The sequence below is a fragment of the Plantactinospora endophytica genome, from assembly GCF_016862915.1.
Classification (GTDB): domain Bacteria; phylum Actinomycetota; class Actinomycetes; order Mycobacteriales; family Micromonosporaceae; genus Plantactinospora; species Plantactinospora endophytica.
On record NZ_BONW01000041.1, the window covers coordinates 88,128 to 100,530 of the forward strand.

General features: G+C 74.0%; 12 protein-coding genes and 1 pseudogene. 9 read left to right on the top strand and 4 right to left on the bottom strand.

The genetic code is table 11. The features are described from left to right. Positions 1-158: 158 nt before the first annotated feature. The 3 genes from Pen02_RS33880 to Pen02_RS33890 all read left to right on the top strand — a co-directional run bounded on the left by Pen02_RS33880 (position 159) and on the right by Pen02_RS33890 (position 3,655). Entirely contained in the window at positions 159-566 is a 408-nt protein-coding gene (locus Pen02_RS33880) for an SCP2 sterol-binding domain-containing protein (RefSeq protein ID WP_203870253.1), read from the top strand. Then, positions 563-2,602 (top strand): amylo-alpha-1,6-glucosidase, encoded by a 2,040-nt coding sequence (locus Pen02_RS33885; protein WP_203870254.1) that lies wholly within the window; start codon positions 563-565, stop codon positions 2,600-2,602. The genes Pen02_RS33880 and Pen02_RS33885 overlap by 4 nt, the downstream gene beginning before the upstream one ends. Positions 2,603-2,680: 78 nt before the next feature. Further along, positions 2,681-3,655 (top strand): hypothetical protein, encoded by a 975-nt coding sequence (locus Pen02_RS33890; RefSeq protein WP_203870255.1) that lies wholly within the window; start codon positions 2,681-2,683, stop codon positions 3,653-3,655. Between the two features lie 136 nt (positions 3,656-3,791). On the opposite strand, the gene Pen02_RS33895 is transcribed toward Pen02_RS33890, so the two are convergent. The 4 genes from Pen02_RS33895 to Pen02_RS33910 all read right to left on the bottom strand — a co-directional run bounded on the left by Pen02_RS33895 (position 3,792) and on the right by Pen02_RS33910 (position 7,116). Then, on the bottom strand, positions 3,792-5,036 hold the full coding sequence (locus tag Pen02_RS33895) for an MFS transporter (protein WP_203870256.1): 1,245 nt from the start codon (positions 5,034-5,036) through the stop codon (positions 3,792-3,794). 207 nt (positions 5,037-5,243) lie between these two features. Then, positions 5,244-5,927: an ABC transporter permease gene (locus Pen02_RS33900; protein WP_203870257.1), complete on the bottom strand. Its 684-nt coding sequence runs from the start codon at positions 5,925-5,927 to the stop codon at positions 5,244-5,246. Next, the gene (locus Pen02_RS33905; protein ID WP_203870258.1) at positions 5,924-6,781 is read right to left on the bottom strand and encodes an ABC transporter ATP-binding protein; all 858 of its coding nucleotides are present in this window, start codon (positions 6,779-6,781) and stop codon (positions 5,924-5,926) included. The genes Pen02_RS33900 and Pen02_RS33905 overlap by 4 nt, the downstream gene beginning before the upstream one ends. Beyond that, the gene (locus tag Pen02_RS33910; RefSeq protein WP_203870259.1) at positions 6,778-7,116 is read right to left on the bottom strand and encodes a PadR family transcriptional regulator; all 339 of its coding nucleotides are present in this window, start codon (positions 7,114-7,116) and stop codon (positions 6,778-6,780) included. The genes Pen02_RS33905 and Pen02_RS33910 overlap by 4 nt, the downstream gene beginning before the upstream one ends. A gap of 166 nt (positions 7,117-7,282) precedes the next feature. Between Pen02_RS33910 and Pen02_RS43265 the strand changes: the two are divergent. From Pen02_RS43265 to Pen02_RS33935, 6 genes and pseudogenes are all read left to right on the top strand, one after another. Next, a pseudogene (locus Pen02_RS43265) lies at positions 7,283-7,636 on the top strand (ABC transporter ATP-binding protein); the annotation flags it as partial. 3 nt (positions 7,637-7,639) lie between these two features. Then, positions 7,640-7,852, top strand: coding sequence for an AAA family ATPase (locus tag Pen02_RS43270; protein ID WP_443678491.1), 213 nt, complete (start codon positions 7,640-7,642; stop codon positions 7,850-7,852). Beyond that, complete coding sequence (locus tag Pen02_RS33920; protein ID WP_203870260.1) at positions 7,845-9,404, top strand: DUF6297 family protein; 1,560 nt, start codon at positions 7,845-7,847, stop codon at positions 9,402-9,404. The genes Pen02_RS43270 and Pen02_RS33920 overlap by 8 nt, the downstream gene beginning before the upstream one ends. A 124-nt stretch (positions 9,405-9,528) precedes the next feature. Then, complete coding sequence (locus Pen02_RS33925) at positions 9,529-10,647, top strand: nucleotide disphospho-sugar-binding domain-containing protein (protein WP_203870261.1); 1,119 nt, start codon at positions 9,529-9,531, stop codon at positions 10,645-10,647. A 259-nt stretch (positions 10,648-10,906) separates the two neighbouring features. Further along, positions 10,907-11,464 (top strand): hypothetical protein, encoded by a 558-nt coding sequence (locus Pen02_RS33930; RefSeq protein WP_203870262.1) that lies wholly within the window; start codon positions 10,907-10,909, stop codon positions 11,462-11,464. Between the two features lie 77 nt (positions 11,465-11,541). Beyond that, positions 11,542-12,354 carry a hypothetical protein gene (locus tag Pen02_RS33935; protein WP_203870263.1) on the top strand — a complete coding sequence of 271 codons (813 nt, stop codon included), beginning with the start codon at positions 11,542-11,544 and terminating at the stop codon, positions 12,352-12,354. Positions 12,355-12,403 lie beyond the last annotated feature (49 nt).

A 12,403-nucleotide genomic window follows, 5' to 3' on the forward strand; every position in this document is an offset into this window, starting at 1 on the left:
GGACCGGGGCGGGACAGGCGGGACGAGCCGGACGCGCCGGATGGAACGGACGAGCCGGAGGGGACGCGCGGGACGCGCCGGAAGAGACGAGCCGGGAAGGGACGAGCCGGGAAGGGACGAGCCGGGAAGGGACGAGCCGGGAAGGGAGGCACCAACCGATGGCGGATCCGACCGCCGAGTTCTTCGCCCGGGTCGAGCAGCGCGGGCCGGACCTGCTGCCGACCAAGGCCAGGGGAACGCTCCGGTTCGACCTGCGCCGGGACGGCGAGGTCGACCACTGGTTCGTCGCGATCAACCGGGGCAACGTGCTGGTCTCGCACGAGTTGCGGGACGCGGACTGTGTGGTCGCCACCGACAAGGCGCTGTTCGACAGGTGTGCGCTCGGCGAGGCACAGGTGGTCGCCGCCTACAACCGGAACGACGTGACGGTGCAGGGCAACCTGCCGCTGCTGCTGATGTTCCGGCGGGCCTTCCCGTCGCCGCCCGGCACCCGGGACCCCCGGGAGCGGATCCGGGAACGGTTCGCCGGCCGGGGTAGGGAACGGGAACGGGAGCGGCAGCGGTGAAGGAACTCCTCGGCATCCTGGACGGCAACACGTTCATGCTCAGCGACTCCCGTGGCGACGTCGACCCGTCGCCGGACTATCCGGCCGGCCTCTTCGCCTGGGACACCCGTTTCCTCTCCAAGTGGGTACTCACCATCGACGGCGAGCGGCTGCACGCTCTCTCGACGGACGACCTCCAGTACTTCGAGTCCCGGTTCTTCCTGGTGCCCGGCGAGCCGACGCACTACGTCGACGCGAAGACCTCGGTGATCCGGCACCGTTCGCTCGGTGGCGCGTTCGAGGAGCGGCTGACGGTGCTCAACCACCGGGACGAGCCGGTGGTGCTGACCCTGCGGATGGAGATCGACTCTGACTTCGCGGACGTCTTCGACGCCCGGGAGGCCCGGTCCCTGCCCGGCCGGGCGGCGAAGTTCGTCGAGCCGGGCCGGCTGCGGCTCTGCCACCAACGGGACCGGCACGTCTCGGAGACGATCGTCACCAGCACCGAGCCGGCCGAGTTCGACACCGATGGGCTCACCTTCCGGATCGAACTCGACGCCCACGCGAACTGGTCCACCACCATCCGGGCGATCGGTACGATCCAGGGCGCGGGTGGCCGGGACGTCCGGGAGAACCTGCACGGCTACGAGCAGGTCAGGCCGGAGAAGCAGCGGGAACTGCGCGAATGGCTGGGCCGGGCGCCGAAGCTGACCTGCGACTCCGAGACGTTGGAGGACGCGTACCGGCGCAGCCTGATCGACCTCGCCGCGTTGCAGTACACCGGGCTGACCAGTCAGGTGCGGTTGTTGGCGACCGGGCTGCCCTGGTACATGACGGTGTTCGGCCGGCACAGCCTGATCACCGGCTTCCAGACGCTGCCGTTCATGCCGGAGATCGCCCGCAACGCGCTCTGGGTGCTCGCCCTGCTCCAGGGCGGGCGGATCGACGACTTCCGGGACGAGGAACCGGGCAAGATCCTGCACGAGATCCGGTACGGCGAACCGGGCGGCTTCGAGGACACCCCCTACACCACCTACTACGGCACGGCGGATGCCACGCCGCTGTTCGTGGTGCTGCTCGACGAGTACGAGCGGTGGACCGGGGACGCCGACACGGTGCGGCTGATGGAGTACGAGGCCCGCTCGGCGCTGCGCTGGCTCGACACCTACGGCAACCTGATGGACGACGGCTACGTCTGGTACGAGTGCCGAAGTCCCGGCGGGCTGGAGAACCAGGGCTGGAAGGACTCCTGGAACGCCATCTCCTACTCCGACGGCCGGCTGCCCGGCAAGCCCCGGGCGAGCTGCGAACTACAGGGCTACGCGTACGACGCGAAGATGCGGGCCGCCCGGCTGGCCCGGAGGTTCTGGAACGACCCGGCGTACGCGGACCAGTTGGAGCGGGAGGCGGCCGACCTGCGTACCCGGTTCAACCGGGACTTCTGGATGCCGGACCGGGGCTACTACGCGCTCGCCCTGGACGCCGAGGGTGGCCAGGTCGACGCGCTCGCCTCGAACATGGGGCACCTGCTCTGGAGCGGCATCGTGGAGGAGTCCCGGGCCGGACAGGTCGCCGACCACCTGCTCAGCCGGCCGCTCTTCTCCGGCTGGGGCGTCCGTACCCTCGCCGACGACCAGGCCTGGTACAACCCGATCGGCTACCACACCGGGGCGATCTGGCCGTGGGACAACTCGATCATCGCGTTGGGGCTGCGCCGGTACGGCTTCGCCGAGCAGGCGGCCCGGCTGGCGGTGACCATGGTCGAGGCGTCCCGCTACTTCGGCGGCCGGATGCCGGAGGCGTTCGCCGGATACGATCGCCGGCTCACCAAGTACCCGGTGCAGTACCCCCGGGCGTGCAGCCCGCACTGCTCGTCGGCGGGTACGCCGCTGATGCTGCTGCGTACCCTGCTCGGGCTGCGGCCGCACCACGACCACCTGACGATCGACCCGGCGATCCCGGAGGCCCTCGGCCGGATCGAACTGATCGGCATCCCCGGCCGGTGGGGCCGGACCGACGCGTTCGGCCGGGGCCGGGTGTCGCTCGATCCCGAGTGACTCCGGTCGGCCGGGTCCGGGACCGACGGGGTGGAAATGCGGGTGGTGGACGGCGATCGGTCGTGATAGCGATATCCGATGGCGGATCCTGACACGGTCGAGGGGGCCGCGCTGGCCCGGGTGCTGCGCCAGGCCGGCGGCGCCGAGATCCTGAACACCCTCGGCGTACGGCTGTCCGGCTCGGAGCTGGTCACCCTGCTGCTGGCCGCGTTCCGGACCCGGGCCGGCTTCCTCAGCCCGGCCGACGTGCTGCGCCGGTACGCCGAGGACCGGTTCGTCGCGCCGGCGCAGGCCGGGTTCCGCAGGCTGCGCCGGGCCGAGGACGTGCTGCTCTCCGCTCTTCCGGACCGGTACGAACTGCTCACCCTCGCCCCGGTCGCACCGCTGGGCACCCACTCCGTGGTCGCCGGGGTGAACCAGAACAACGTGCTCGCCACCGTCCGGGGCAGCGAGGTGGCCGCCGACCCGACCAACGGGTTGGCGCTGGAGGCGGCGGTCCGGCGCCGTGAACTGCTCGTCCGGCACGGCCGGTCGGCACCGCCGGTGCGGCTGGCCACCCTGCAACGGGTGATCCGGGCCCAGCGCTTCGCCGGTGCCGGCCGGTTTGCCCACTTCAGTCTCCTCGCCCTGGTCACCGCCGGTCGGGACACCGGCAGCCAGGCGTTCGAGCGGCGTAGCTGCGGGGAGCAGTTGCGGATCCTCTGCGCGGCGCTGGAGGCGGCCGGCGTGGGTACGGTCGAGGTCGCCCTGACCGTGCTGGATCCGGCAGCGGGACCGATCGCCGAGGCGGCCCGAGCCGCACTCGCCGACCTGCCGCAGGTCGTCGTACGCGACGACCCCGACCGGTCCGGCGGCCGGGGCTACTACACCGGTTGGTGCTTCAAGATCGGAGTGGTGGTCGACGGCGAGCGGATCGAACTCGGCGACGGCGGCTTCGTCGACTGGACCCGCCGGCTGCTGGGCAACCGCAAGGAGCGGCTGCTGACCAGCGCGCTGAGCGTCGACCGGCTGGCCGGGCTGCTCGATCCGCCCGCACCGGAGCCGAAGCACTGACCGGAGCGGCACCCACGGACTACCGCCCGGCCAGAGCCACCGGTCATGGCGTGCGCGATCGCACCGCAGGCGGGCACCGACGGTTCACTCGCCCGGCCGGGCTGGCGTCGACCGCCCGGCCGGGCGCATCGGTGTTCTAGTGTCCAGCCGGGACGTCGGTGGTCTGGTGTCCGGCCGGGGCGTCGGTCTGGTATTCGGCCGGGGCGGGTGCCGTCGGGCGGCGGCCGGCGGCCAGGGCGAGGATCGCCCAGGCCAGTCCGATCGTCAGCGGCGCGATGGCGAAGCCGGCGGTGGCGCTGCCGGTGCCGTCCAGCAGCGGACCGGTGGTCGCCGCGCCCAGCGCACTGCCCACCGCGAAGGCGGTGGCGGCCCAGGCGAACGCCTCGGCGGCGGTGCCGGCCGGCGCCACCCCGTCGATGCCGACGAAGGTGATGGTCAGCAGCGGCGGCAGGGCCAGCCCGCTGACCGCCATCAGGGCCAGCATGACCGGCGGCTCCGGGGTCAGCAGCAGCGGCAGGTAGCCGAGCGCCAGCGCCGCCGCCGCACGCGGCAGCGTGCCGTACCGGCGGGCGGTGCCGGAGCGGACGTAGAGCAGGCCGCCGGCCAGTGCCCCGACCGCCTGGGCGGCGATCAGCCAGCCGGCCCAGGACCGCCCACCGGACTCCTCGGCGTAACCGGTCGCCGCCACCGTGACGCTGCCGACGCCGGCACCGATCAGCACCAGCGCGCCGAGGATCACCCGCAGCGGGCCGGAGCGGAGCGGGCCGGCCCAGTGCCGTACCGCCGGCACACCGCGCCAACGGCGGACCACCGGGGCGGTGGCGAACCAGGCGGTACCGGCGGCCTGGCAGAGCGCGGCGGCGGCCAGCCCGCCGGCCGGGCCCCACGCGGCGACGGCGCCGAGGGTCAACACCGGCCCGACCACGAAGATCAGTTCCTGGGTCGCGGTGTCCAGGGTGTACGCGGTGTGTATCTGCCGTTCCGGCAGCAGGTCCCGCCACAGCACCCGCAGGCACGCCTCGAACGGCGGTGCCCCGAGCCCGGCCAGCACGGCGGCGCCGATGGTCAGCGGAGTGGACAACGACGCCGCGACCAGCGCGAAGCCGGCGGTGGAACCGCCGACCGCCAGCCACAGCACCGGCGGTTGCCGCCAGCGGTCGGCGAGCCGGGCCAGCATCGGCTGCCCGACCGCCATCCCGGCGGTGTACGCCCCGACCAGCAGCCCGGCCAGGGTCAGCGTCATCGTTTCGCGGGCGAAGACCAGCAGGGCCAGCGGTGCCGCGCCGAGCGGGATCCGGCCGAGCAGGCTGGCCGCGAGTACCCGGGCGGTTTGTGGGGTTTTCAGGACGGTGAGGGCAGAGGTGTCGACGGTCGACGACATGGCGGATCGCTCCCGGGAAGGGGTGGAGGGTGACGGGCCGGTTGGCGGTGGGTGGAACCGGCCGGTCAGGGAGCGAAGTCGGTGCGCTCGTGGTCGTTGCCGTAGAGCGGCAGGTCAGGCGTGATCCAGGTCGCGTACGCGGCAGCGGCCGCCTCCAGCGGGATCACCCGGACAACTCTACGGCGCCGCTCTACCGTGCCGGAAGCCTCACTCGAACCGCAGATGCCGGCGCTGCCGCAGCCGGATGCCGGAGGCGGTCGCCACCAGGGCGGTGAGCGCCAGGGTCAGCGTCACCCCGTGCACCAGGCCCCGGACCAGGTAACCGCTGTCGGTGTGGTCGATCGCGTACGTGCCGATCTCGCGGCTGAACCAGAACGGCAGTACCCGGGAGGCGGTGTCGGCCGGGTCCATCACCATCTGCAGGCCGACCACGATCAACAGCACCAGGGTGCCCTCCAGCTCCTTGGGCAGGATCGCGCTCAGCGCCAGCCCGAAGGGCACGGCGGTGGCCACCGTCAACGCCATGATCAGCGCGATCGCGCCGTACCGGACGTCGGTCTGGTCGAAGCGGACCAGCAGGAAGTACGGCACCGACAGCACGGCGCCGACCGTCCAGAGTGCGAGCAGTCGGCCGAGGTGCAGGTGGTGTGCCCGGTAGCCGGAGAGTCGCAGCCGGGGTTCGATGTCCCGGGCGGCGCTCCCGGCGAAGAGCGCGGCGGTGCTCAGCGCCCAGCTCAGCCCGAGACAGACGAACCGGATCGACTGGCCGGCGTGGTCGCCCCGACGGCTGGCGTAGAAGGCCAGCGGGAACACCAGCAGGATCAGCAGTACGCCCCGGCGGCGGAGCACCTCGCGCAGCGCCAGTTCCGCCACGGTCCAGATCTTGGTCATGCCGACGTCTCCCGGGCCGGGGTCAGGTCGAGCACGGTGTCGACCCGGTCGAGTTGGTTGAGCAGGTGGGTCACCACGACGATCGCCCGACCGTCCGCGCGCCACCGCCAGAGCTGCTGCCAGAAGTCGAGATAGGTGCCCCGGTCGAAACCCTGGTAGGGCTCGTCCAGCAGCAGTACGTCGGGCTCGCCGAGCGCGGCCATCACCAGGTTGAGCTTCTGCCGGGTGCCGCCGGAGAGGTGCCGGGCCTGCGTCCGGCCCGCCGGATCCCAGTCCAGTGCGGCGGCGTGGCTCCGACCCGCCGCCCGCGCCTCGGCGCGGTCCAGCCCTCGCCCGGCGCCGACCAGCGCGAAGTGCTCCTCGGGATAGAGGTAGTCGTTGGTGCCGCCGGACTGCGGGCAGTAGCCGAGCTTGCCGTACACCCGGACCTGTCCGGAGTCCGGGCTGAGCAGGCCGGCGCAGATCCGCAGGAAGGTGCTCTTGCCGGCGCCGTTCGCGCCCACCACGGCGGCGATCTCGCCGGCCCGTACCGTCAGGTCCACATCGGACAGTACGGTCCGGCGGCGGTAGCGCTTGGTGATCCCGCGTACGTCCAGCCGGACCGGGCCGGGCGCGGGCGGCGGTCCGGCCGGCGCGGCGACCCGGGCGACCCCGGCACCGGGGCGCGGGGTGCCGACGCTCTCCGCCACGGCCGCCGCGTAGTTGGCCGGCAGGCCGAAGACCTGCAACGGCGGCTCGCCGCTGTCCCGCAGGTGCGTGGCAGCCTCGGCGACCACGTGCCGGGACAGGTCCGCGTCGACGCCGCGCCGGTGCAGTTCACCGGTGAGCGCGTGCAGCCATCCGTCGGAGTTCATCGTGTCCGCTCCTCCCGCAGGACCATCCCCACTCCGGCGGTGAAGGCGTCCCAGTCGACGGCGGTCCGGCGCAGCGTGTCGGCGCCGCTCGGAGTGATCCGGTAGTACTTGCGGGCCGGGCCGGCGGCCCCCTCCCGCCACTGCGCGGTGACCAGGCCGGTGCGTTGCAGCCGGAGCAGCACCGGATAGAGGGTGCCGCCCTGGATCGGGCCGATCCCGGTCGCGTCGAGCGACTGGGCCAGTTCGTACCCGTACGACTCCCGGCGGTGCAGCAGGGCGAGAACGCACAGGTCGAGCACCCCGCGCAGCCACTGGCCACGGCGTTCCTGATCCACGGCGAAGAAGGTAGCACAGTCAGCTAGCTGGCGCGGCAATCTAGTGTCGCGCGGCGGTACGCTGCCCGAGGTCGCACAGGTGCCGGAACGGGGGGACACCGAGATGATCCTGCGGACCGAGGAACTCGACATCGGCTACCGCGACCGGGTGTTACTGCGCGGGCTGCGACTCGCCGTCGACGCCGGAGACGTGCTCGCGGTCACCGGACCGAACGGCGTCGGCAAGTCCACCCTGCTGCGCTGCCTCGCCGGGCTGCTCCGGCCGCTCGGCGGACGGGTCCTGGTCGAGGGCTTACCAGCCGACGAACGGTCCCCGGCGTTCCGGCGTACGGTGGCGAGCCTGCTGGACACCGCCGCCTGGTACCCGAACCTGACCGCCGGAGAGCACCTCGAACTGGTCCGGCTCGCCAACCGGCCGGTACCGCCCGGCTGGTTTCCCGCCGACGAACTGGCCGCCCGGCTCGGCGTCGCCCGCTTCGCGTCCGTGCTGCCGGGTCGGCTCTCCACCGGCCAGCGCCAGCGGTTGGCCCTCGCCCTCGTACTGGCCCGGCCGAGTCGACTGCTGCTGCTCGACGAGCCGGAGCGACATCTCGACGAGTCGGGTCGGACGGCGCTCGGCGGCCTGCTCCGCGAGTACGCCCGGCGGGCCGCGGCAGTCGTGCTGGCCAGCCACGACCCGGTGCTGATCGCGGCGGCCGGTGCCGAGCCGCTGACCGTACCGGCCCGGCATGCCTAGCCCGGCCGCCACCGGTACCGCCGGCACTGGTCCGGCCGCCGCTGGTTCCGTCGCTCCGGTCCGGAGTTGGCTGCGGGAGCGGCGCCGCGCCGGATCGCGGCCCGGCGCACACGCCGAGCGGGCGTACGTCTGGCTGCTCGGGATACTGATCGGCGGCGCCGTACTGGCCGGCAACGCACCCCGGGTCGTCGCCGTGTTCAGCCAGGGCCGACCGGTCACCCCACCGCCGGGCATCCTGCTCGCCATCGGCGTGCTCTGGTACGCCGCCGTACTGCTCGGGGCGGCCCGGCTCGGCCCGCTGGCCGCCGTACCGGCCCGACTGTCCTGGCTGCTGCCCAGCCCGACCGATCGACGCGGCCTGCTCCGGCCGACCGCACTGGCGGTGCTCGGCGTGGCCACGATCGCCGGGCTGCTGCACGGCGCCTTCGTCTCCTGGGCCGTGGTGGCCCCGACGGAACTGCTCGTGCTGCTGGCCGGCGGGATCGGTGGCCTCTTCGTCGGCGGGCTCGCCACCCTGGCACAGACCTTCACCGACGGGCCGGCGGTGCTGCTGGAGCGCGCCGCGCTGCTGCTCGGCGCCGTCGCGGCGGCGCTGACCGTGCTCGCCCCTCCGGGACGGCTCGCCGTGGTCGCCGGTCTCGGCCCGTGGGGCTGGCCGCAGGCGGTGGTCGACGCCCCGCCCGGCGCGCTGGCCGCCGCCGGAGTCGTGGCCGTCGGCGTCGCCGGCCTCGCCCTGCTCCGGCTCGACCGGGTACGCCTGACCAGCCTGGCCGCCGGTGGCACCTTCGCCGAGACGGTCTCGACCGGTGTCGTCACGCTCGACCTCGGCACCGCCGCCCGGACCGTCGAGGAGCGCCGGTGGGCCGCCCGGTCGCCCCGGCGTACCGGCCTGCCCCGGCTGCCGGGCCCGCTCGCCGTACTCGCCCACGACGTCACGGCACTGCGCCGGTCGCCGGGACGGCTGGCCCTGGCGGCCGGTGCCCTGCTGCCGCCGGTCCTGCTCGCCGAGGTCGCCGGCCCCGGTCCGGTGGTGGCCGTCGGCTGGCTGCTCTGCGGGTTCGCCGCCGTCGGGGCGGTGACCGGCAACGCCCGTCGGGACCGTGACCTGCCCGCCCTGGCCCGGCTGCTCGGCCTGCCCGGCCGGGTGCTGCTGACCGCCCGGCTGGTACTGCCGGTGCTGGTCGGCTGTGCCTGGGGCGCCGGATCGCTGGCGCTGGTCGCCGGGGCGCTGCCCGGTGGCCCGACCTGGCCGCTGCTCGGTGCCGTGGCCGGTCCCGCGCTGGCCGTCGGCGCCCTCCGGGCGGCCCGGCGGGGTGCGGTCCGGCACGACCTGCCGCCCCTGGTCACCCCGATGGGCATGGTGCCGACCGGCCCGCTGCACCGGCTGGTCACCGGAGTGGACCTCGGACTGCTGGCTACCCTGCCCACGCTGCTGGCGATCGGTGCCGGCGATCCGGCCGGCTGGCTCCCGGTGCAGGCGCTCGCGGCGCTGCTCGGGCTGGCCGGCTTCGTCCTGGTGGCCGGCGGCATTCGGCGAAACGGTGCGCATTGACCAGGCCGGCGGGATTCGGCGGAGCGGCGCGTATTGACCAGGCCGGCAGGGATCGACGGAGCGGCGCGCACTGACCAAGCCGGCAGGGATCGGCGGAGCAGCGCGCAATGACTAGGCTGACGGGATGCGGGTGATCTTCGCGTCAGCGCCGTTGCTCGGACACGCGTTCCCGATGGTGCCGCTCGCCGAGGCACTTCGGGACGCCGGTCACCAGGTGCTCTTCGCCACCGGCGGCGACGGGCTCGCGGTAGGCCGGACCGGGCTGCCGGTCGAGGACATCGCCCCCGGGTTCCGGTTCGACCGGATCGCCCGCCGGACCATGCTGCGGCATCCGCTGGTGGCTCGCGCCGAGTTGGCCGGCCGGGGCGGTACCCGGGGCGTGGCGCTGCTGTTCGGCGCGGCCAACGAGCAGATGACCGACGGACTGGTGAGCCTGGCCGACCGCTGGCAGCCGGACCTCGTCGTGTACGAGCCGCTGGCAGTGGCCGGGGCGCTCGCCGCCGCCCGCCGGGCCGTACCGGCGGTGCTGCACGAGAACTCGCTCTTCGACGGTGCCGAACTGGTCCGGGTGACCGCGGCTCGACTGGTCCGGGCTCAGCAGCGCAGCGGGATCGGCAGCCTGCGGCCGAGTGCCGCCACGCTCACCATCGCCCCGCCCAGCGTGGTCGGCGCCCGGGCCGGCTGGCCGTTGCGCGGTGTCCCGCCGACCGGGGTCGGCGAGCTGCCGGACTGGCTGCGAGAGCCGGGTGCGCGGCCGAGGATCCTGGTCAGCCGCAGTACGGTGCCGGGTCCGGGCGGCGGAGCGTTGATGAGCGCCGTGGTCCGGGCCGCCGCCGGGGTGGACGCGGAGTTCGTGCTGGTCCGGCCCGATCGACGGGTACTGCGGCAGGGGCCGTTGCCGGAGAACGTCCGTACCGTCGACTGGATACCGATCAACGCGGCCCTGCCGCACTGCGCCGGGGTGGTGCACCACGGCGGCGCGGGTTCGGTGCTCGGCGCGCTGGCTGCCGGCGTACCGCAACTGGTGGTGCCCGGCCCCGGCGACCGCCGGCACAACGCCGAGCTGGTGGCGACCCGGGGTGCCGGGCTGGCCGTGCCGGAACGGGCCATCACCGCAGCGGAACTGCACCGACTCGTCACCGATCCGGCCGTCGCATCGGCCGCCACCGAGGTACACCAGGAGATGGCCGCGATGCCGTCACCGGCCGACCTGGTACCCCGACTCGAAGCCCTGCTCCCCTGACCGCCGAAACCCAACGCACGACCACGACCGCCCACTCGGAATAGCACGTAAAGTCTGGCCGGTTCTGGCCGGCCGAACTCTACGTGCTCACGGAGGGCTTGGGTGGTGATCGGTGACGGTCGATTGGTGCTTGGGTGGCGGACTGCGGTGAGCAGCGCCGCTTCGGCTTGCCGAGCGGTTCCGGGGTACGCGAGGTAGTTTGGGGTTCATGTCCTCCGTCGCGCTGGTCCGCCCCGTGTGGTGGATAGCGTGCCGGTCGGTGCGGTTCGTTACCGCCCTGGTGCTGATGGGTCTGCTGCTGGGCGCCGGTGCCGCCCGGGCCGGCCTGCCCGGTCCCGCCGTCGCGGGGTCCGATCCGCGACCCGCCGCCGCACGGTCCACTGTGCAGGATCCCCGGGCCGACCTGGCCGAGGTGCCCGTCACCGCTCCGGCCTTGCGGACCGGACCGGACCCGACGGCCGACGAGCGGTCCCGTGCGGTCGACTGGCCGGTGGACGCGATCGACAAGAGGTCCGGTGCGGTCGAGCGGCCGCTGGACGCGAACGACGAGCGGTCCCGTGCGGTCGACGGCACGGCGGGTGCGGCCGACGAGCCGCCCGCCGTGGTGGTCCAGCGTCCCTCGGTCGTGCTGGAGGAGTCTGCCGCGACGGACGACCGGCCGGAACCGGTCGGTTCGGTGCCGCCGACGGTGCTGGTCCGGGCCGACCTGTTCGGCGGAGAGCCGGACCGGCCGGTGGTCGGGTCGATGGCCGGGGCATGGCCGGCCGGCAACGCGTACGCCCGGGTGGTCGGGCCGCGCGCACCGCCGCTCGGCTGAGGACCGGTCGCCCCCGACCGCGTCCGGTCCGGCCCCGTCGACTCCCGTTCCCAGTTTTCACCCCGTGAGGTGCCGTAATGGAAAACGTGCTGTTCGATTTCGTGATCGAGGTGACCCGCTCCACCACACTCTGGCTCGTGCTGCTCGGGCTCGCGCTGCTCGGCGGCATCTGGCTGGTCGTGCGCCCACGCGAAGGCGCACCCGAGCGCGCCGACGGGACCGGCTACGACGTCGCGGTCCGGGATGCCGAGGGCCGCCGGGAGCGGCTGGTGACCCGGGCCGCCGAGCTGCACCGCTACGCCGAGGAGGTCGCGGTGGCCGCCGAGCGGTCGGCCGTCACCGCCCAGCGGCGCCGGGACGAGTGGCTGGCGGCGCAGGAGGAGGTCGAGGCGACCTGGCAGGCGTACGAGACGGCGGATGCCGCCGCCCGCCGGTTCGGTGCCGCCGCCGTACTCCCCGAGCCGCGTACCCCGCGCACCCCGGCCGAGTACGCCGACCGGGAGCGTTTCCTGCACCGTGCCGCGATGGCCGCCTGCACCCGGCAGGAACTGTCGGTACTGCAACTGAGCGACGCGTTGGCCAACCGCAACGGCTGGGACCCCCGGCGGCACCCGGCCGAGCAGGAGATCGTGCTCCGGCGGGCCGCCCGGGACAGTCTGCTGGCCGCGCACCGGGCGGCGGAGGAGCGGGAGCGGATCGCCTGGCGGGACGCCGAGGTCGCCGCCGCAGCGGCCCGGAGCCTGCGCGAGGAGGCGTTCGCCGCAGCCAGCCGTACCGAGCAGGTCCGGCGCTGGCTGCCCACCGCGAGCGGCCGGCCGCAGGGGGCGGCGAGCGACCGGACCCGGCAGCACCGGCCGGCCCGACGCTGGCGGACGGCCCGCGCGGGCTGACGTCCGACTGAAAATCGGAAGGTCGGCGGTTCGCGCCACCGGTAGCGCG